This window comes from Streptomyces sp. NPDC052301 (assembly GCF_044593395.1).
GTDB lineage: Bacteria > Actinomycetota > Actinomycetes > Streptomycetales > Streptomycetaceae > Streptomyces.
Genome location: NZ_JBIUBE010000008.1, coordinates 314,463 through 335,426, shown reverse-complemented (window position 1 = coordinate 335,426; position 20,964 = coordinate 314,463). Strand labels below are relative to the sequence as shown.

Genomic DNA, 20,964 nt, shown 5'->3' with positions numbered 1-20,964 from the left:
CACCCGCCATCGTGGCTGACTGTCGTCGGCTGAGGTTCGTGCCACTGCCGTGCCAGATGCAGGGGGCAGCCACGGTGAACGAGCGTGTCTCACGGTCGAGTTCTCGGCAAGCTGACCATGTATCAAGCTGCAGGTCAGCGGCCCCGCTCCCCCGCCTCTCTCCTAAAGCGGTGTTACCAGCGGACCGTGGCCCGTCCGCTGTGCGGATGCGGCGCTAAGGGGCTGCCGTACTACAAGAGCCACTTGGTGTACCGGGCCTGGCAGTCCGATCTGCACAACTGCCCGCGCTGCCAATCCGCCACCATCGATGCTGGTCATGACCTTGCTGTCCCCCGCCGTCGAGGTAGACGGAAGACCTCAGTCCTCGTACTGAAGGTAGGACTAACCTCCGTTGGTGCGGCTGCGGTGGTAAAGGGTTCCGCCCCCGCACACCCGCGCAGGTATGTGCGAGGCGAAAGCGGCGAAGTGACGTCGTGGCGTTCCGTCAGCCGGTGTTAGAGCTTCTTAAATGATCCAGCGATCCCCAACTCCTCGAGTCGCACTCGAACGTTTTCGGCTGCCTCAGGTTGCATCACAACTTGGAATGTGCCTTGCAGGTAAGTGACCTGCCTTTCGTCTAGGGCCATATAAAAGGCCTTGAATAGCGCGGCGAAGCCGTCAGCACCGTGACTGCTGGCCAACAAGTTGGCGGTAAACGAGAAAGCGACCTGCTGCTCCGCTGCGGGAGACGTCTCGTCACCCGAAAAACTCGGACCCGTTGCATTGGGCTTTGAGTCGCTGCGTGGGGCAGGGACGGGCCTCTCCATCGTGGAGGCGTCGTCGGTGAATGTGATGTTCGCGCACTCGTCTGAGTGACTCCCCTCGCCGCACTTGGCGCAGGTCTGAGGTTGGGGTTTCGCCAACCTCAGACTAGCGCTGGCAAGGTTTACTTGGCCTGGGGCCGTCATTGCGACTTCCGTGCCTGCGCCGTCAACGACGCTCACTAGGCCCTCGCTCACGGCGTCGTATATGACCTGCTGAAGGTCTCGATCTCCGCCGTAGAGCAAGGGGAGGCGCGGTGCGCTGTAGAACGCGGCCCGGATGTCGGAAAGCGTCTTTCCGTAGTCTTGATCACGAAGGTTGTACAGCAAAGCCCTCTGAGTGAACTCTCCGACGTCGAAAACCTTGTCGCGGGCGGCAAGAGCCTTCCAGACAGCGGTGCCGTTTAGGGCGGTGAAGTTGTCGTCTTCTCCGGTGAACTCGTCGAGATACCTATCGCCGTCCGGGTCGGGCTGCGCCAGGAAGACGACGTGCTGGTAGGCACGCTTGAGAGCTTTCTCCAGCTGATCCCGCGCGGTGGTGAATTCCTTGGTCCCGATCAATTTGAGCTCATTGTCGTTCTTTATCTCGGGGGCATCCAGCGCCTTCTGCCTGGCCAGGTACTCCACCGCTAGCCCGCGGACCAGGCTGCGGCGCTGGGTGTTGACAACGGCGTAGACCGCGCTGCTGGCCCACTGCACGGGAAGCTGCTGGGCTCCCTGCCCGAGTCCCATCGCAACGGTCAGGGCGTCGATCGTGGGTTTCTCCATGCCGTTGCGCAGGCTGAACTGCGCCGGGTCGAGGACGATGAGCCGGCTGGTGTACGCGGTATCGAGACCACTTGTGGCCAGGACGTCGGTCGCGATGCGTTCGGGGTCGGCTGGGACGAACTTCACTTCGCGGAACGGGCTGCCGCTGGCTCCAGTCCTGGCCAGCTCCTGTGCGAACTCGGCGATGACGTGGTCCCGCTCGTCTTCGGTGATGGTCCGGCGAAGGCTGCTGACGATCATCCGGTGGCTGAGCCGGGTGGACAGGAAGTAGCGGGCCGGCTTGTTATTGCCCTGCCCGCGGACGATATCCAGAGCGGTCATGCCGCCTGCCGGGTTGACCAGTTCCTCGACGACACTGTCGGCGTCGGTGATCGTGTAGTTGGTGTCAGGGACGCTGGTGGCGGCCTTGACCTCGGGCGCGCTGGCGCCGCGACCGCGCCCGGGACGCAGCGTGCCGACAATGCTGGCGAGGAAGATGAAGGTGCCCGCGCGTTCAGCCGCGCGCGGATTGGCCTGAAGCCACGGGGCAGGCGGCCGCTCAAGGTCCTGCTGGCGGGCCGTCCCTGACGAGCTGTCCTGGTTGACGACCTCCATTTCCGCCAGGCTCCGGTAGTTCGCGATGGTGCGATCGTCCTCTACCAGGCCGCTGCCCAGGAGGGCTTCCCTGACAGCACTGTCCGAGAGGGGAAGGTCTCCGGGGCCGATGAGCGCCGGCACCCAGTCGCCTGCCTTGCCACGCTGCTGCAGGGCGTACACCGTGGCGGCGAAGATCCGTATGGTCGACCGGACGCGCTGGAATCCGGTGACCTTGCTCCACTCCTCCTTCGCCAGGCTCATGAGCATGGGGTGGAACGGATAGCAGGTGGCGACCTCGGCCTGCCAGCGACGCCGCCAGCTGGCACTGATGGGGTCCCAGACGTGCTTGCTCCAGCCACTGTCGTCAAGAACAGGCTCATAGAGGGCGGCCGTCGCGGCCAGGATCTCGGCGACGGGCTCGGAATCGAACAACCGTCGCCTGAGGATATCGGCAAAGTCACCGACCTCGCTGACCGTGGCTGGCAGTCCGTTGCGCTCGAGTTGGCTATTGAGGTCGTCGCGGCGTTCCTTGGCTGCCGCCGACAGGGCAGTCTTGTCCGCGTCGGAGGCGATCATCACGACGAGCATGGCCACGTGGGGGACATCGTTGACGACGTCGAGAAGCGCCCGCAGGAAGCCCATGTCCTGGGCTGCCAGCTCCGGTTTGTTCGTGCCGCCGAGTCCGTTGCCGATGTAGTCGAGTACTTCATCAATGATGATCAGGACCGGCCGATTCACCGCCCGGATGGCCTCACCGATTTTGTGTTTGTCGCTCCAGTACGGACGATAGCGCTGGTAGAGCGCGTAGTCCTTGGAGAACAAGCGCCACAGGAACCGCTCGTAGAGGTTCACCGCGGGGCCGTCGAGCTCCTCCACCCCGGCGCCAGCAGTCATGTTGTCGCACGGCAGGACGACCACGTGCGGTCGGCTGAGGTCGTGGGGGAGGCCGCGTCCCATTTTCGCGCGCGCCCGCTCGGCTACCTTGTGGCCGAGTTCCGTGGCCAGCAGGGCCTCGGGATGCGCTGCCAGGTGGAAGGCGCCGATGCAGGCGTGTGACTTGCCACCGCCCATGCCCTGGTAGAGCCGGGTGACAGCACGGGCCTTGAGATAGTCGTCACCGCCTCCGATACGGATGGCTATCTCGGTGAGGAGATCGGTCAGTCGCTCGGTGGGGTGGGTGATGTCTCCGTAGTAGGTGGGGTCGGCATACGGCGGCCGGTTCGTGCCGGTGCCGTGGACCGTCCGAAACAGCGACATCTGCACGTCGTCGATCTGGCCGGAGGCGTTGAGGATTTCCTGGCGGATCCGCAGCGCCTTCCACCACGGCGTCACGCTCGTTGTCACTACTGCTCTCCTGGGCTGTGGGGCTATGGGGTCCGGTGAGGTGCTCGGCATCAGATCAGCCGCAGTTGGTTGTCTTGCTCCTGCTGGTGGCGGGTGTTGGTGACTGCTTCGGCGGCGCTGACGATTCCGGTCCGCGCGCGCAGGACACGAGCGAACGCGATGGAGTCCGGGTCATTGCTGGGGAGCCGGTCCGCGAGGTACTGGATTGCTGACCAGAGGTAGGTGTCGTCGGCCACCAGTTCCGAGGCCGCAAGCACTTGGCCCATGGCGTCCAGGCCACCATCCGAAACAGCTGCGAGCGCCAGGGCGACATCAATGACAGCTGAGTTCCCGTCGATCTTGCTCGTGTACTCGCGTGACGTGATGAAGCGGACACCCTTCTCGTCGTCGCCCACCAGGTCGCGTACCGAGGTCAGATCGAGCGACGAGGCGAGGGCCTGCCACCGCAGTTCGGACTTCGCCTGGACTTGACGGCTGTAGAGCCGGGCCCACCACAGCGCGAACCGGGTGCGGGCGTCGAAGGTTTCCAGCGGCTGGTGATTGATTTCGACAGCCATGGCTTCCTGGACGGCGGCTCGGGCCAGGGGAAGGAACGTGTAAATGTCAACAGGTTCGCCCTTGGCGTCGAGGACCTCGCTGTAACGGCCTACGACCTCCATGGCCGGCCCAGCTGCGGCCATCAGCATGTCCGCTGGTGCCAGTCCCCAGCGCTCCCAATCGGGGTAGCGACGCTTGATCTCCGCCTTGATCTCAGCTTCGACAGCGCCCTTGCGCCCCGACGGCCTGTCGGCGGGAGCGGGTCGGCATGCCATGGTGAGCGTGGTCTCGATGTTGGCTTTGCCCTGCTGCCCGCCAGGCTCGGTGTTAGCCGGCCACGAGCCGGTCATGACCAGTCCGGCGCGTTCGATCGCCTGCAGCAGCCGCTGCCATACTTCCGGCTCGCCGTGGCCAAAGACGATGGTGACCACGCCGTCGTCCCGGACGGCCTGCCGCATCTGCGCAAACGCCTCGGCGATGAGGGCGTCGTAGTGCTCACGAGTGCGATGCTCGTCCGGGGCTTCGCCGCGCACCCGCTTGACGATAATCTCCTTGTTCTTGTCCTGGCAGCCGTGCGGGTCTGCTGTGATCACCAGCTCGGGCCAGGTGTTGTGCAGGCATCGCTTGAGCCACGCGTAGAAAAGATCGGAGGCGTCCGCGTAGGCGATCATCTGGTCGTACGGCGGGTCGGTGACGACCGCGGTGAATGCCTTGGGAGGGTAAGGCAGATCCGTGGCAGTGCCCCGCTGCACGGACGCCGGCGCGCCACGCAAATCGGAGAACAGGTTACGACACGCGCCCAGCACATTGTCCGAGATCGACCTCCACGTCCCGGGCCCGTCACCGATGCCGGCCTCGAAGAAGTCGGGGGAGAACGTGATCGACCCCTCGTTGACGAACAGATCCCCAACACGGGCTCCGCCCGAAGTCTGGAACCGAGCACCGCGCGTCGAGCGCCGCAGCTTCTTCACCACGACAGCGGTCGCGTACCCGGTCAGGGTCCGTACATACTCGCGTGACAGCCCCGCTGCGGTGAGCTCATCACCGACCTCGTTGATGACACGCGCCAGCCGCACGTACGAGAGGGTCTGGCGGTCGACCATGAAGTCCCCGTAGGTCTTCGCCCCGTAGATGCTCGGCCCGATGATGTTGTTGTTGCCCGGTGCGATGCCCTCGTCCGGCACCGCTGGCAGGAAGGGACTGAACGCCGGCTCGGCTTGCAGCGTCCGGCCAGCGGCTACCACGGCTTGCCGTTCCTCAGCCGTGGGCTGACGAAACGTCTTCCGGCTCTTGGAATCGATGTCGGCGGCCAGGACCAAGGTGTCGCGGCCCTGCCCCTCCTGCAGCAGCCTGCGGTGCACAGCCAGCGGATGGACGTGGCTGCAGAACACGCAGATCGCGCTCTTACCCGCGACCTTCTTGCCGTTCACCACGGCGTTGGTCAGCGTCGGCGCCCGGGTCGCCTTCCCCGGCGTCACGATTGGCTCCCACGCCCCCGAGGACCGGTCCGCGTCGATGCGGAACGACACCGCCTCCCTACTGCCGCGCGCCGGCATCAACTCGAAGGAGCCGATGAGCGGGAACCGCGAACCGCACTCCTGGCAGGGGATCTCGACCGCCCAGAGATACCCCCACGGCAGCTCGCCGCCGTGCCGCGGGTAGAAGTCACCCATCGCGGCCGCATGCCGCGCCTGGATCTCCGCGAACAGGACCTCGAGGTCGCAGAGCAGCCGGTCCGTGCGGGAGGCCAGGAATTGGCCGGTCTCCCCGAACGGAAGCTCAGGCTCCTCGCTCCAGTCCACGAACGGAGCCGAGGTGAGCAGATGGCTGGCCAGCACCGCCACTGGGCTGTAGTCGACAGCGGACGCTTGAACCCCCAGACGCGCCGATTCCAGCGGGATCATGCCCCGCCCTGAGAAAGGGTCGAGCGTGGCCGCGCCGCCGGGATTGGCCTTGGCGATCTCGTCGTGCAGATCGGACCAAGCCGCATAGCGCCCGGTCATGGCGTCGCGGACGAGGTCCTGTAGCCGATTCTGCTCCGCGACATCCTCGGGCCACGGCAACAGCGAGCAGATCGTGGCCGCCTTAGCTTGAGCGGTGGGCCGCTTGGCGAACCACATGAACAGGGATATCTCGCTATTCCCCGAGCCCCAGCCCTTGTCGCTGTTAGCCGACACCTCGGCACTGGGAAACCATCGTTCGATCATTCTGCTCATGCGTTGCTCCCCGGTGCGTTCTTGAGGCTACTGCCGGGAACGCGGAATATCGCGTGCCCCGTCATGTCGTTGGCGAAGAGGAGGGCCGGGTCCTCATAGGCGCCGAAGAAGCGGCCCGTGCCATCGGCGCACTGGTCGATGACGTAGAGCCAGTACTCCTTGCGGTGCTGGGTCGCGATCAGCACTTCATTGCCGGTCATCTGGATGCCGTCGCTGGCCGCGCTGCCGAGGACGCCCTTGACCTCGATGTGGCGGACTTGGCTGTTGCGGCGGGCTTCCAGGTCGTAGCCCCGCCCCTCGGTGTGGACGTCCTCGACAATCCATCCGTCGTCTTTGAGGAGCTGCTGGACGTGCCGCATGGAGACCACCTCGGCATCCATCTCTGCTTGGATGCCGGCGTCCGCGGCGGCGAGCACACGGATCCGGCCGATCAGCGCCGGGGCGGTCAGATGCACATCGGCGAGCTTCTCCAGCTCATCCAACCGCCGGGCGGTCTGGGCCTGCAGCCGGCGCCGCAGTTCGATGCGGGTGGACCGGTCGTCGATGTCCTCCGTCAGACTGAGAGGCAGATTAGTCAGATCCCGGCGAGCCTGGGCGAACCAGTCCGAACGCACCTTCCGGTGCTCCCCGACCGTGACGCCTGCCACCTCACGGGCCATGTCAAGAGCGCGGCCCTCCCGAGCGGGATGGGGTGCGGTGCCTGGCTGCTCGGTCGGGACGAGGTTGGCCAGGGTCTCCCACCGCACCGGGCGGGCGCTGCCGCTGTCGTCAACCTTGATCAGGGTCGCCCATATGCTGGCACGCTTCCCGTCACTCTCGGTCATGGTCGCCTTGTACGCGTAAAGGTCGTACGGAGTCAGGCTGGTGGGGTCGGCCGCAGCGCCAGACTGATACAGGTCCTCCGCCAGGGCCTGCTCCGCCATGGCGATCAGGTCGGCGAAGCCCGGCTCGCCGGGACCCAGCGTGATCGTGTCGCCGACATCGATGATCTCGGATGCCTCCCGCAGGGCGTCCCCGCTAGTGGCGATGTGCACCTCACAGGAGGCGCTGAGCGTGGCCGGGAAGACAGCCCCGCCCTCAAGGGACAGACGCCGGAATCCGGCGCCGGCCGCGGTCGGCGCCGACTGCAGCACACGGGCATCCGCCAACCGGTCGAGGTACGCCTCGACGATCGCCGGGTTGATCCGCGCGAACAAATCGCGCTGCAGCAGCGTCAACGCCGCCACGGCGTCCACCTGGCTGGCCAGACGGCGCTCGTTGTCCCGAACCTGGCGGGCCGCCCGGCTGAGCTCCTGCGCCTTCACGGCCCTGGCCGCGTCGAGCGCCTGCTGCTTCCTCACCTCATCGTTGCCATACAGATCGGACAGCCACTTGTCGTAATCCACGCCCGTGAGCTCTGCGACGGCCGACAGGCTGTCGAACATCTGGCCGCGCAACTCATTCGCTGCCGTGACGAAGTTGTCCAGCAGCCGCAGCAGTGTCCCGCCCTCACGCGTATCCGTGGCAACCAGGTTGTAGAGGTGAACGTCACGCAGCTGACCGACGCGGTGGATGCGCCCCATCCGCTGCTCCAGGCGCACAAGGGACCATGGAATGTCGTAGTTGACCAGCACGTGCGCGGCCTGCAGGTCGATGCCTTCATTGCCGGCGTCGGTGGTGATGATGACCTGGAACTCGCCGCGCATAAACGCCCGGCGCACCGTGTCGCGTTCCGCCTTGCTCTGCCGCCCCGAGTAGAGCCTGGCGGTGAATCCCTCCGCCTCGAGCCGCCGGGCGATCCACTCGGCGGAGTCCGCGTACTCGGTGAACACGACGGCCTGCTCACCATTGCCGGGCAGGATCCCGTGCCGGGCAAGGCAGTCCTCGATGAGTCGTTGCCACTTCGACGGCCTCCAGGAGGCGTCGCCGACTGTGGCATCGAGTTGGTCCACAAGGCTGCGGATCGCCGCGCGCTCGGCCCTGGTGGAGGCCGAGCCCGTATGGATGACCCTGGCCTCGTCAACCTCCGTCTCGTCGCCCTGGCCTTCCCTCTCTGCGATCAGAGCGGCCTCGGCCTCACTCATGGCACCCATGTGCTCATGGCGGCGGCGCAGCGTCTCGGCGAGCGCGTACAGGCTCGAGGCGGCTCGCTTGCCGTACACCATGCGGGCGAGCGGCTGCGCGGTCGGCGGGAAGTACCGATCGACCATCTCCAAGGCAGCCTGGTAAAAGCCGTACTCGGTCTGCGACAGCGGGACACTGTGGTTGTGGGCGGTCCGGCCCTTGAACAAGCGAGTCCGGCCGTCGAAGTCGACGAGGTCTTCCTTCATGCGCCGGAGGAAGTGGATCGGTCCTGGGCGCAGCGCACGGAGCTCCACACTGGGGTCGTCACCCGGGTCGGGGTAGATCGCCGGGTCGACCAGATGCAGCAGGTGCCGGAAAAGCCACTCTTTGCCACGGTGCGGGGTCGCTGTCATCAGTAGGGCCCGCGGAGTGTTCATGGCCAGCAGTCGGCCGACCTGATGGAACCCGGCCGCCGTCGGGGTTAACCGGTGAGCTTCGTCGAAGACCACCAGATCCCAGCCAGCCCTGTCCGGGCGTATGGCGTCCTGCACAGCCGGGTTGACCGCGGCTAACTCCAAAGACACCACCCACAGATCGTGGGAGTTCAGCGCGTTCTCGCGCACCGTGGCCGAAGTCAGCTGCCGCAGCCCCCCGCCCAGCAGCCGCTCAAAGTCGTCCACCCACTTCGTGGCCAGATTGGCCGGGCACACGATGATGGCACGCTTGACCAGACCCAGACGCTGCATCTCCCGGACATACAGTCCCGCCATGATCGTCTTGCCGGTGCCGGGCTCGTCAGCCAGCAGAAACCGCAGCAAGGGTTGCGGCAGCATCGCACCGTAAACGGCCGTGGTCTGATGCGCGTACGGCTTCAGGGGTGTAGCTGCCATCGCGCTGGACTCGGCGTTGGTGGCGGCGGCATGCATCCACTGCGTCCACATGGCTGCCAGCACTCGGGCGGAGTTAGCTCGCCCATCGCTCACCAGCGGTCGTACGGTCTCGGTGTCCCCAACCACCAGGTTCACTTCGTGCCGACGGTCTTCATCATCGACAAGGATGAGATCCCACGTACCCGGTCGGTCTCCTGGCAGGGCGAACCGAATCGTGGCGAACTCGGGAACCCCTTCTGCGTGGACTCTCACTCGCTGACCGCGTTCGAAAGCGCCCTCTTCCTGAGGCGGCATGTTCATACGCGCCTCCAACAGCTGGTTGTCATCCAGCCGAACGGCATGCCCATCAGCCATCCCACCGTGCGCGGACGTGACACCCCTAGCCCCCCCAAGGCTCACGGTCCCCCAACCGGACGCCATCTAACTGATCGACAAAGTGGCAGTACAACTACTACACGCGACCGCCACATGTCAGCCCCGCCGAGGGACTGGTGTCCTCACGTCACGGCGGGATGCTGCCCGGGATAATGGTGTGCAGCAAAGCTTGAGGTGAGGCGCGCCTAGTGCCCGACCCCTACGGGGGTGGGGACTCCATTGCGCGTTCCCGCCCCAGGGAACCCGCTGTCGTGGCGGTGCGCCGAGCAAGCGAGCGTGGACCATCCGTGGACGAGCCCTGCTCGTCCAATCTCGCAGGAAGCGCTGACCAGACACTTAATCCGGGATCGAAGCGCCCTCCGGAGTCGTCTGGCACTATTTGAGAATGCGTGTTGGGAACGAACGGCGAGAGATCAACGGCAACGAACCGTCGGGCCCCGAGATTCTGAGTTGCCTGCCCTGCTGGGCCGAGACCTTGACGGTAGAAGCGGCACTAGCGGTAAGTGTGATGAGTTGTGACAGCTCCTCCCGGGTGATTCCCGTGACCACCTCGTTCCCGCATACAAGAACCGCGAAAACTAGGGGCGCCGCTTCGGAAATGATTCTCTTCTTGTCTTCTCCTGAGAACGTGAAGAAGTAGTCTCCAGGCCCCTTGCCGTCGTTGTACTTTATGAACAAGTGACGATCATGGTTCACCACGTAGTGGCCGTACTTCACGCTCGCGCGATTGAGTGCTGTGAACATCTCCGAGTCGGCGATCGCGACAAGCGCCGCACCATGCATGAAATCCTTGTGATCAATCACTTTTCCCCCTTCGACCCATCGATGACGATAGCCGGAAGCTTGGCTACCGAGATTGTCATAGCGTATTGATCATCTGATCACCGAGCCTGAGGTTAGGAAAACCTTCTGCATGCAGTTCCTTCCGGCCAACATATGCTTCGGCAAGGCTAGTTGTGGCAGTGATGGACGTCAGCTGCTGGAGCGCCTGTTGCTCTCCGCCTGCTGCGCTGCCAGTCGGCGCAGGACAGCGCGGTCAGTCGGAGGGACGGATCCCAGCAGGTCCATGAACCATGGTGCGATCCACGACGAGTCCCGGTGAAGCCACTCGCCTGGTGAAAGGGCGATACCGGAGACCCAGCCGCTGGAGGGCGGCTCGCTGCTTCTCGCGGCCGCAGCAATGGCTACTGACGGCTCCGTTTCTCCCACAGCCCGGCGCCCGAGCTGAGCTGTCACACCGATCAGCCACCACTGGAACAACCGGCGGGCCGGCGACGCCGACTCCACAGACTCACGCAGGGTCGACGAGGCGAGTCCCACTGAATTGAGCGCATCAAGAGCCAGCCCCTCCGGGGGGTCCAGGAGTTGCGCTGTTTCCTCCGTGATCACCAGCGGTGTGTCCGGCACCTTAACCTCGAATGCCTCTGACACACGCTCGATCTCCGCGTACGTGTCCGCGGCGAGCTTTGCGTCGAAAAACTCCCTGATCCCGCCAAAGAAGTGCGGTGGCGTCTCGATCCTCAGGTCTGCCTGAGCCCTTCGCCTCAGCTCGTCGACAAGGCTTGGCCACGGACGGGAGCTGCTCGCGCCTGAGCGCTGCTCATACCAGTCCTCCTTAGTGTCATTCGACACGAACAGTACGCAGCGCCCGCTGGGCGGCAGTTGTCGGACATGCTCGATCAGCTCCTCCCAGAGGAGGAAGTCGCCAGCGGACTTCAGCGGCGTATCCTTGTCGGAGTCGGAGAATCCGGGCGGAATCTTGTTCGGGAACCTGAAAGCCGTCGCTTCCTCCAGACGCTTACGCAGCACATCATCGTCCGGCTGCTCGCCGACGCCTTCCCCGTAAAGCTTCGCAATCCGCGGAAGGATGGGGTCTTCCGCGTCGGAGGAGTTCAGGGCTAAGCCATGATCGGCTTTGAGCATGTCCAAGTGGCATTTGAACTCGTGCCGGTACACGTCCAAGTGGGCATCGACGTCGGCATCCGCGACCAGGGCGTCCAGCCCCGCTATCTCCTGCTGGGCTCGGGCGTACTTATCGAGCTGGGCGCACACGACGTCCTTAGCCTCGACAATCGCTTTGCGGGCCGCCATGAGCTTCTTGTTGACCTCTGTGGCCGCGCTGGTGAGGGCCCTTTTGCGGGACTCCAGTGTGCTGCGACGACCGCGGACGAACTCAAGTCCGACCTGGTAGGGCATCCATAGCCGTCCTGCGGTCTGCTCCAGCGCCGACAGGACCTCTTCTCTAGAAGTTTCGGTGTACTCGTACAGGCTCAGCAGAACATTCGTGTCCAGCACAATGACGCCGTCTTTGAAGAAAACGCTACGCTCCGCGTCCTCAGCCGACGGCCCGGGCTGGAGCCAGGCCGCGAACCGCTGCAACAACACCGGTTCGCCCATATTCCCCGCCGGCTCAGTCATGCCCCTCCCTTAGTCGATCACCTTGACACAAGCAACTGCCAGTCGACGGACGTGTATGCAGGCCTCTACACGCCGTCGAAGTCGGCGAGCATGGCTGACACCCGCGCCGGGGCTTTGTCGAGGAGGAAATCGTCAACGAAAACCACGTCGGGAACGCCTCCGCTGTCGGCTGCGGCGGCGTCGCGTACGGTGCTGATGCGGGGGGATGACAACGTGGCGTCGGCCGCCTCAAACGGGCCCTTGGCAGCAACCCAGACCCGCTCCTCGAAGAGGACAGCAGGACCGGTGCCCCCCAGGTCGTCCACGAACACGGCATCACCGGGCGGGAAGTCGGACGCCCAGTTCCGCAACAGTCCCACAGCCCGGCGGCCCCGCTGGCTGCTGGCGGCGCCCGCGCCTTGGAGGATGCCTAGGAGCTCACCGGCCAGCCGCCAGTCCAGGAGGCTGTGGTACGCCATGTTCGTGTAGTCACGCAGACACTGGTAGCACGAGCCGCGGCAGTCGCGGCCGTGCGCGCCATCCGCGAAGTCGGCCAGCATCCTGTTGGCAGTCGCCATGAGCTGCTCGAAGACCTCCCGTTCGGCAAGGTGCGTGCAGTAGCCGGCGCCGTTGTCCAGGGTGTCGGAAAGGAAGGCAAAGGTGCGCGCCTTGCTGCTCCCGGAGCCTGCACCGTGGATGCCAGATGCGATCTCGTTGGGCTGCACCTGCAGGAGCGAGCCCGCAGCCGTGCGCAGCAGGGCCGCCAGCGAGTACCAGGCCGCCCGCCTGCCTGAGCGGTCGTCGGGGAAGCCGGTACTCTGCGGCACGGAGGTGAGATTCAGGCGCAGGCCAAGCGCCGGGATCTCGCCTGCCTGGGGACCGAGCAGGAACAGGTCCGTGTGCTGGGTAGCGCCGATGGCGGTGGCAAGCGGTTCCCCGTCGGGAGCGATGTCCTTCGCCAGCCAGGGGAACAGCTCAGCCGCCCCGGTCTCCAGGTAGGCGCCGGACCAACGCGCGGTCGGGCTTACTTTCGCGAAGTGGAACAGTCGGCCGCCGTTGTCGTTGACCGCGTACCGCTCGCCCTTGCCGGCGTGGACCACCATGCCCGGCGCCGCGATCTTCTGCGGTGCGCCGTACTCAAGGTCTGCGGCGGTGCGGGGCGCGAGGGACCTAGCCCTCCATGCGAAGTTGCCGTCGAAGTCGCGGGCCTTGCCGCCGGAGTAGAAGCCGGCCGGTTCGCGCAGTCCGATCTCACGGTAGGAGCCGTCGGCCGTTCCGCAGGCGCGGCAAGGCTGCGGCGGGGCGTCCTCCTGTTCCGGCAGCTCCTGCACGTCCTTGGCGAGGTGACCGCAGGCGCGGCAGATTCCGATGAGGACGGGCTGCCCCAGCGGCTCGTCCACGGCTCGGGGGAATCGTCCGGTCGGCTCGAACGCGACGGCTCCGACCGCCGTATGGACCTGTCCGTCCTTGACTGTCTCGGCGCCGGGGGCGAACTGCGAGATCGCGATGTCCAGCGACCGGTCGACCACTCCGCTCGGCGGCCAGGGGTAGGAGTCGGAGGGGCGCTTGGTGTACAGGTAGCGGGCTGAGGTGGGGAATCCGAACATCGGCAGCAGGCCGGCCTCCGCCAGCCGCTGGCTGAGTTCGTGGTGGCCGTGGGTCTGGTCGGCGATCTGGGTGACGCGGGTGACGAGCTCCTGGGCTACCCAGGCCGCCGCCTGCGCCGGGGGCCAATTGCTGCGAGTGCGGTCAGCAAGGGCTTCGGAGAGGCTGCGGACCTCGGCGTCGTGGGACTTGATCCATACGCTGATCGCTTCGCTGACGGCGGGCCAGTCCGCGGTGCGGCCGAACTGGCCGTGGACGTTGCGGGTGGGGTCCGGCCCTGCGTCGTCCCCAGCCGCGCCCTGCACCGCGCCGAAGGCCCTGCGCAGCACCTCGGCAGTGAGGACCCGCTGGTAGATGTCCTTCATGTCGGTGGACAGGTACGGCGGCGGGGTCGGGTCGTTGGTGATGCGCTGGGGGTCTTGGAAGTAGTGCTCATCGTGGCTGCGGCCGCGGCACACAGTGAGCGCGAGCGCGACCGGCGAGGTGCGCCGTCCTGCCCGTCCGACGCGCTGCTGGTAGTTGAACCGAGTTGGCGGCATGTTCGCCATTAGGACCGCAGACAGCGGGCCGATGTCGACTCCTGCTTCCATAGTGGTGGTGACGGAGAGGACATCGAGGGTGTCAGGGAGCTCGTGCTCCTTGCCGTCGAGGAAGATCCCCTGGAAGCGGGCCTGGCGGGCCTGGGCGTCCAGGCGGTCGGTCTGACCGGTGAGTTCAGCGGCGTTGAGGCGGAAATTGCCGAACTGCCTGCGCGCCATCCAAGCGTAGTAGTCGGCGTCTGTGCCGTCGAAGGGCTTGGGCGCGGCGGGAAGGGGCCGCCGGCACTTCGTACAGATTCCGATGCCGGGGTGGAGGTGTCGGCGGCGGCAGACGGAGCAGGTCCAGGACACGGCTCGGCCGTGGCGCAGGGCGACGTGCTCGGGCTGGATGACGTACTTCTTGACTGCCTCCCCCCAGATCCGCTCGACGGTCTTGCGGAGGTCGTCCGGGTCCTGCCCCAGGTGGTCGGCTGCGCTGGCCCAGAAGTCCCGCAGCTTCTTGGGCGGTTCGTCAGCCGGGCTGCGCAGACCTGCGAAACGGCGCATGTGGCCGAGGACCCGCAGGCTGGCCCGGGCCAGTGCGGCGTCGGAGACCCGCTCGGCTTCGAGTGCTGCTTGGTCGGTGGCGAGGGTGAGCCAGCCCAGGCCCAGGGACTCGAAGTCACGTCCGGCGCTGCCGAACAGCCCGTTGAGCAGCTCGCTGGTGAGGGCTTCGCGGATGTCCTGGCGCAGCTGCTCCTGCCGTTCGCTCAGGGCCAAGCTGGATTCATCGCGCACCTTGCCGCCGGGGGGCTCGGGCCACCGATACAGCGAGGTCCAGGGCTGCGGCTGGGCGCCTTTCTGGTAGCTGGTCTGCCGCAGGGACGCCTTCGGGCCGCCGGGGTTGATACCGCACTGGACCAGGCGTTCGGCGACGGCGGCGCCGTGACTGTCGAGGCTGGGCACGCGGCTGAGGCGGCTGTAGAGCGCGGCCTCTTCTTCCGGGTCGGGGAGGTCGTCGTCGAGACTGTCAAGGTCGGATACCTGGGGCTTCTGGAGCGTTTCCCAGGTGTCGAAGGTCTCCGGGTCGCGGGCGCGCAGCCGGGAGCGTGCGGCCTTGGCTGTCTCCTTGTCCACAGGGTGGTCGGGGGACTTGCGGTAGAAGCCCGATACGGCTGCGAGGTCAGTGACCGGATCGCCCTGACCTTCGACCTCTTCAGCGAGCAGCAGGCGCAGAAGGTCCTGGTAGTGGCGCAGCCCCAGGCCCGCGGACAGCTTCGCCGCGTCCTGCCTACTGTCGGAAAAGACCACCGCCTGCCGGTTCGGCAGCAGAGAGAGGATCCCGGTGGTCAGCACCTGGTTGACCTTCTCAAAACCGGTGCGCATAGACCTGACTGGTGTGCGCATGCGGCGCGGGTCGCTCAGGCTGAGGCGCTCGCTGCCGACCTGCTTGAGTTCCCAGTCGTCGCCGCAGTTGGGGCACTGGGTCGGAGCCGCGGGGAGGTCTTCCGCCTTGAGTCGGGGCCGTCCCTTCTTCGGCTGCGGCACGCTGGTGTGGAAGGACCAGCCGGTGTGGTCGCGCTGGTTGCGGAGGATGCCGGTGCGCGGGTCGTACTGGCTGCGCTTGAACTCGAAGTCGGCGCTCAGCGTGCCCTTGTCCGAGTTGGCGTCCCACTCCAGCTTCTCCAGCGCCGGGTCTTCCTTGCGCGGCCAGTAGACGATGTAGTTGGCCGCGCTCGGCCCGAGGGCTGCAGCGTCAGGCAGTGAGTCGAGGTCAGGCAGGTCCGCGAGCAGGCCGGCTTCGAAGGGGAGCCCCTTGGCGGCGTTACGGAAGGCCGATGTCGGCGCGTAGCCGCCGAGGAATACATCTCCGCAGTTCTGGCAGTAGAGGAGTTCAAGGACGCGTGCGTCGCAGCTGCAGCGCGGCGTGGGTCGCGAATACAGCTTGCCGACGGTCCTCTCCATGCCTTCCGGACGCGGGGCGTCGGGGCACTGCGGGTCTGAGCAGGCCCAGACGCCAGGGATGTTGCGGAAGAAGAGGTGTCCGCGCAGCTTGGGGGCCTGGGGGTCGGCTGAGCGACGCAGCGCGGTGAGGACTCCGCGCAGCGCCTTCTCCTGTATGGGGGTGCCGGAGGCAGGAAAGAGGCGGGCGGCGACGGCTGTATCGAAGTCGGCGATGAGCCGGTCGCCGTCGCGAAGTGCGTTGACCAGCGCGTCACCGGCACCGGTGTCTGCCAGGAGCTGGTCAGCCTGGGCGGGTTCGGGATCGCCTAGGGCGGCGTAGGCGTCGGCGTGCTGGGAGATGTCGGTGCGGGTGTGCGTCGGCAGCACGAGCTGGCCGCCGAGGACCTCGAACCGGTTGCGGTCGACGCCGAAGAACTCCTGCAGGAAGTCCAGGTCGCGCGGCGCTTCGAGGGAGGCGGACGCGGCCAGGATGCGGAACTTGTCGGGCCTGCGGTCCAGGCCGAGGCGGTGGCGCAGGTTGCGCAGGAGGTAGGCGATCTCTGTGCCTGCGGTGCCGCGGTACATGTGGAGCTCGTCGACAACCAGGGTAAAGCGGGCGTCGGGCACCTCCTGCAGCCAGCGGCGCGTCTTGTCAAAGATCTGCGACTCGCGCGAGCGCATCAGCATGACGTTGAGCATGCTGTAGTTCGTGATCATGATGTCGGGCGGAGCCTGAATCATGTCCCAACGGCAGCGCATCTCCGCGCCGTCCAGCCGTGGAATGAAGTAGCGACCGTCGCCGGGTGCCTTCTGCGCCTGGCGGGAGCGCTCCTCGGTGGCGGCGAACTCCTTGCGCAGCGTCTTGACGCCGGCCGACGAGCCGATCTCGCCTGGAACGGGGGTTGCCCCGGTGTAACGGCCGAAGTAGAAGCGGTGGCCGGGGCGCGACCGGGCAAGCCACGCCCTAACGTCGTCGCTGTCCAGCGCCCTGCGCAGGCGCATCATCTGGTCGTCGACGAGGGCGTTCATGGGGTAGAGGACCAAGGCGCGTACCGCTGCGTGGCGACCGACCTCGCTTGCCCGCTGCGGCTGGTAGACGCCGTCGGGAGAGGCCCACCAGCGGTTCGACGGCAGCGAGGCGGTCGGCCAGGCGGCGGACTCGCGGACGAGGTCGGCCAGGATGGGCAGCATGAACGACTCCGTCTTGCCCGAGCCCGTGCCGGCCGTAACCACGACGTCGCGCCCGTCCCTCACAGCGGCGGCCAAGGCCCGGTGCTGGTGCTCGTACAGGGAGGGGACGTCCTGCAGCAGCCCGAGCTGCGCCAGTTCCGCGAGGTCGGGGTGGGCTCCTGCTGCCTTCACGGACTCCGCAATGCCCGCATCCATCTGGACGTAGCGCGGGCGGACCTCCAGCAGAGGGCGCCGCCAGGCTCCGCCGTTTTCATCGAAAAGGTCCTGGCGCTCGCGCACGAGGTGCTCGTCAGCGAGCCCGAACGGCGTATTGTAGTAGCGGAAGAGCGCATCCTTCAAGTGCTCGAACGAACCGAGGATGTCCACGTCCCGGGTGGTGCGGCCGGGCTGCTGCGCAGCGGTATCACTCATCGTCGTTCTCCCCCAGGTGCTGTCCGAGCGATTGTGCGATCTTGATGGCTATGGCGTGGGGCACGTTGTCGTAGGCAAGGTTCTCGGCTTGGGTGTTGATGCGGGGCGCGAGGCCGCAGCACATCACCGCGACGCGCCGGTGCAGGTCGGGCAGGGGATATCCCCAGTCGACGAAGAGGGTCCCGAACCGCTCGCGCCCGCAGTCCTTCTCGGGCAGCCAGCGCAGCACGTCCGCTGCCCGGCTCTGGTTCTCCAGCGCCAGGTAGACGCCCTGTTCGTGGCCGGTTTCGTACCACTGGCCGTCGCGCTGGACCTGACATACGCGCTTGCTGTCGCGCCGCTTGAGCCGGTACAGGCCTTCGCCCTGGGGCCGCGGGACAAGCCGATATCCACCGCGTTCGAGGTCGTACTGCTCCAGCGGTTTGCCGAACTCCGGTGCGGAGGTGGGCGCTCCAGGACTCAAGGGCGGAAGCAGCGCAGCTCCTTGGAGCGCGAAGCACGGTGTGTACGACACGCCGAGCTCGGCCGCCCAGCCTACGAGCCCTGCTTCGTCGTCGAACTGGACGATGAGGGAGGGGGGCAAAGGGATGTCCCTGGGCGGGCGGGCGCTGGGCACCCGGAACAGCTCCAGCAAGCCGTCCTGCCCGGCCTGCGCTACGCGCGCGTCAAACGCAGCCGTCCGGCCCCCGGTAAGTACCGCCAGCCCCCGCGCCTGGGGCAAGCGGGTCAGGACCGGCGGGGCTGCGCACCAGCGTCGGTTGCGCCAGTCAATGTCCATGTAGGCCAGGGAGACGGCGTCGCGCAGCCAGCGGCCCGGGGCTCCCGGTTCGATGTCCGGACAGTGCTTGGATGCCAGCCACCACATCCCCTGCTTGAGGTCGGACAGGCTGCCGGCGCCCTGTTCGCTCAACCATCGCAGCAGCAGGCCTCCTGTATCGGTCATCAGGCTTCCCGCCTTCCGCTGATTTCTGCCGCTGCTGCCACGTAGTCGAGCCAGGCGGGGTCCTGCAGGCGCTGGGCGGCGCTGAGGACGGCGTACGCCCAGGCGTAGTCGTCAGGCGCCGGAGCGGGCGCGGGTATGTCTTCTGCCTCTGCCAGCGCCCTGACCGACCAGCGGGACGCTGTCCGGTAGACCAGCCAGACGTAGCCGCCCGGTACTTCAATCTCAAGGCAGGGGCCGAGCGCCTGTGGGGGCAGGCGGGAGGCCATCCAAGCGGGGACCGACTGCTGCTTGGCCCGGCGCACTCCGCCGTGAGGATCGAGCAGCACGGCTTCCAGGACGGTGGAGCGCAGCAGTTCAGTCCGCGGGGGGCGGATACTACGTGGCGCCTTTGCACCGCAGATGGCGGTTTCGGAGCCTGCTGCGTCGCTCAGCTCGGGCCGGGCGGTGCCGTCGCAGAGGTACCCGAGTGTCCCGGTGCCGGGTGGCAGTCCCTCGTGCAGCCCGTCGTGCAGTGTGAAGACCTGGCTGCTGTGCGCCGTACCCACACGGTGCTCTCCCTCTTCGAGGGGGATCATGCAGAGGGGGAAAGGCACCCGCGGGTCGGCGCGCAGCTTCTCGGTGCGGCCGTCGAGGACGACTTCTACCCGGCCGTCGGGAGAGTCGCTGGCCGGCAGCAGAAGATCGGGAGCACCGCCGCGGAGGAAATGGCCCGCTACTCCGGCACCCACCCGGTACTCGGGTGCGATGCGCAGGCCACCCGACAGCGCAGCGCGGTGCCGGATCTGGGGCTCAAGGACGTGCGCATGGTCTCCGCCCCGGTCGAGGGTGCGGGCGAAGGCCAGTCCGTTGACGGCGCGCACGCCCTTGATCAGCTTCCACCCCGGCACCGGCGCCGACGCTTCGCGGACGGTGCGGCCGCCGAGGGCATCGACCATGGAGCGCACTGCGCGGACCGCCGAGTCAGCGGCCAGGATCCAGTGCTGCTCGCCGGGCTCGAAGTACTCAGTACTCACCCACTCGCCCAGATGCGGGTGCAACCGCAGTAGCACCACCTCCTGCGGCGCCCACTCAAGGACCAGGTCGTCGCCCTCGAGGTGCAGGCCGTCTCCCAGTTGCTGCCAGGAGGGATGCAGCGACTCCAGCCCCTCGTAGACGTCCCCGTACGCCTTGTGCAGCGTGAACGTACGTCCGCCTGGCACAGCGACGCGGGTCTCCTCGATCCCATCGCAGGCCTCGGCGAGCCATTCCAGGCGCCTGCCTCGGTCCGCGACTACGAGCCTCAGCCCCATGGCGCGGCGCCGGTGCTCGCGCTCCGGCTCGTGGAGGGTGCCGTCCCAGTCATCGGCGAGCCTCTTGACCAGGCTGGCGATCAGGGTTTCGCCCGTGTCCGGGGCGCTGGCGAGCTCCTCCATAAGGCGGGGTGACAGGCGCCGGTCTCGGCCTGCCGTCCACACGCGCAGGCGCCGCAGCAGCTCGCGGCCGGAGACCTCGTCAGGGTTGTGTGGCCGCAAGCGGGTGGCGGCGAAGAACCGGGTGAGGACCTGCCGGTCCGAGCCGCGCACCAGCGCCTGTGAGATGGGGAAGCCGATCTTCCAGTAGTGCTCGTCGGTGCTGACCGTGCTGGTGCCGTAAAGGCCACCCGTCTCCTCAAGCCAGGTGTCGAGCTCCTCCCACATCACTGCGACGTCCTGGAAGGCATGCTCGAGCTTGTTCGCCCGGGAGCTGGAGGGCCGCTCGCCGAACAGCTGGATCCACCGCCCGTAGAAGTTGGACTTCAGCATGCCGTCAGAGGACGCCATGCGGGTAGCCGCCAGCACGGACAGGGCCAGCACCGGCAGGCTCGGCGGCGGGACGGCACTCCCGTGCTGCTCCCATATCTCGCACTCGCGCTGAATGCGGCTGAACAGTGGTCTGTCCGGCTCGCTCCAGTTGAGTTCACCGGCGACAGCCTGGGCGAGGCCCGTTCCTATGCGCTCGGCCAGCTCCCGTTCGACCTCGGCGTCGACGTACAGGACGGTGCTCCGCAGCGCATTGCCCGCACCGAAGAACTCTGCAGAGAGCACCTCGTGCCACTGCTTGTACTCAGACGTCATCTAACCTTTCCAGCTTCCCCACCCAAAGCCGCGTGCCCATCTACGGCTGCGGACACGCGCGCTCACACCCCGATACCCCGGCCCACTCCGCCACGGCGGATGCCCCTGCCATCCGTCCAGCCCAACCACGCTACTCAGGAAGCTCCCCACGTGACAGGCATATGCGCCTGTTCGTCACCCCTGCCTCGTGGGTCCCTGCCCGCCTTGCCCCGCCGGAGGCCCTTTCCCGCATCCAGGCGGTACCCCCATGCGGCAGTCGAACTGCCAGACAGAGCATGGGCGTTCATCTCCGTAGCAGCCTGCCTTAGCTGGC

At 66.7% G+C, this 20,964-nt stretch carries 8 protein-coding genes; all 8 read right to left on the bottom strand.

The window, feature by feature from the left end:
- Positions 1-494 precede the first annotated feature (494 nt).
- The 8 genes from ACIHEJ_RS24350 to ACIHEJ_RS24315 all read right to left on the bottom strand — a co-directional run bounded on the left by ACIHEJ_RS24350 (position 495) and on the right by ACIHEJ_RS24315 (position 20,651).
- Positions 495-3,488 (bottom strand): DUF499 domain-containing protein, encoded by a 2,994-nt coding sequence (locus ACIHEJ_RS24350; RefSeq protein WP_400138675.1) that lies wholly within the window; start codon positions 3,486-3,488, stop codon positions 495-497.
- Positions 3,489-3,538: 50 nt separating this feature from the next.
- Positions 3,539-6,241, bottom strand: coding sequence for a DUF1156 domain-containing protein (locus tag ACIHEJ_RS24345; protein WP_400138673.1), 2,703 nt, complete (start codon positions 6,239-6,241; stop codon positions 3,539-3,541).
- Positions 6,238-9,528 carry a helicase-related protein gene (locus ACIHEJ_RS24340; protein WP_400138671.1) on the bottom strand — a complete coding sequence of 1,097 codons (3,291 nt, stop codon included), beginning with the start codon at positions 9,526-9,528 and terminating at the stop codon, positions 6,238-6,240. Before ACIHEJ_RS24340 ends, ACIHEJ_RS24345 begins: the two co-directional genes overlap by 4 nt.
- A gap of 396 nt (positions 9,529-9,924) precedes the next feature.
- A complete protein-coding gene (locus ACIHEJ_RS24335) occupies positions 9,925-10,353 on the bottom strand; it encodes a hypothetical protein (protein ID WP_400138669.1) in 429 nt (142 codons plus the stop codon).
- 168 nt (positions 10,354-10,521) lie between these two features.
- Positions 10,522-11,967 (bottom strand): PIN-like domain-containing protein, encoded by a 1,446-nt coding sequence (locus ACIHEJ_RS24330; protein WP_400138667.1) that lies wholly within the window; start codon positions 11,965-11,967, stop codon positions 10,522-10,524.
- A 65-nt stretch (positions 11,968-12,032) separates the two neighbouring features.
- On the bottom strand, positions 12,033-17,615 hold the full coding sequence (locus ACIHEJ_RS24325; RefSeq protein WP_400138665.1) for a DEAD/DEAH box helicase: 5,583 nt from the start codon (positions 17,613-17,615) through the stop codon (positions 12,033-12,035).
- Positions 17,608-18,558: a hypothetical protein gene (locus ACIHEJ_RS24320; protein ID WP_400138663.1), complete on the bottom strand. Its 951-nt coding sequence runs from the start codon at positions 18,556-18,558 to the stop codon at positions 17,608-17,610. The genes ACIHEJ_RS24325 and ACIHEJ_RS24320 overlap by 8 nt, the downstream gene beginning before the upstream one ends.
- Positions 18,558-20,651, bottom strand: coding sequence for a hypothetical protein (locus ACIHEJ_RS24315; protein WP_400138661.1), 2,094 nt, complete (start codon positions 20,649-20,651; stop codon positions 18,558-18,560). Before ACIHEJ_RS24315 ends, ACIHEJ_RS24320 begins: the two co-directional genes overlap by 1 nt.
- Between the last annotated feature and the right edge of the window lie 313 nt (positions 20,652-20,964).

What these genes read in the sequence shown, in the direction of transcription:
- ACIHEJ_RS24345 (WP_400138673.1), bottom strand. Translation starts at nt 6,241, where the DNA reads ATGAGCAGAATGATCGAACGATGGTTTCCCAGTGCCGAGGTGTCGGCT.
- ACIHEJ_RS24320 (WP_400138663.1), bottom strand. Translation starts at nt 18,558, where the DNA reads ATGACCGATACAGGAGGCCTGCTGCTGCGATGGTTGAGCGAACAGGGC.
- ACIHEJ_RS24340 (WP_400138671.1), bottom strand. Translation starts at nt 9,528, where the DNA reads ATGGCTGATGGGCATGCCGTTCGGCTGGATGACAACCAGCTGTTGGAG.
- ACIHEJ_RS24330 (WP_400138667.1), bottom strand. Translation starts at nt 11,967, where the DNA reads ATGACTGAGCCGGCGGGGAATATGGGCGAACCGGTGTTGTTGCAGCGG.
- ACIHEJ_RS24325 (WP_400138665.1), bottom strand. Translation starts at nt 17,615, where the DNA reads ATGAGTGATACCGCTGCGCAGCAGCCCGGCCGCACCACCCGGGACGTG.
- ACIHEJ_RS24315 (WP_400138661.1), bottom strand. Translation starts at nt 20,651, where the DNA reads ATGACGTCTGAGTACAAGCAGTGGCACGAGGTGCTCTCTGCAGAGTTC.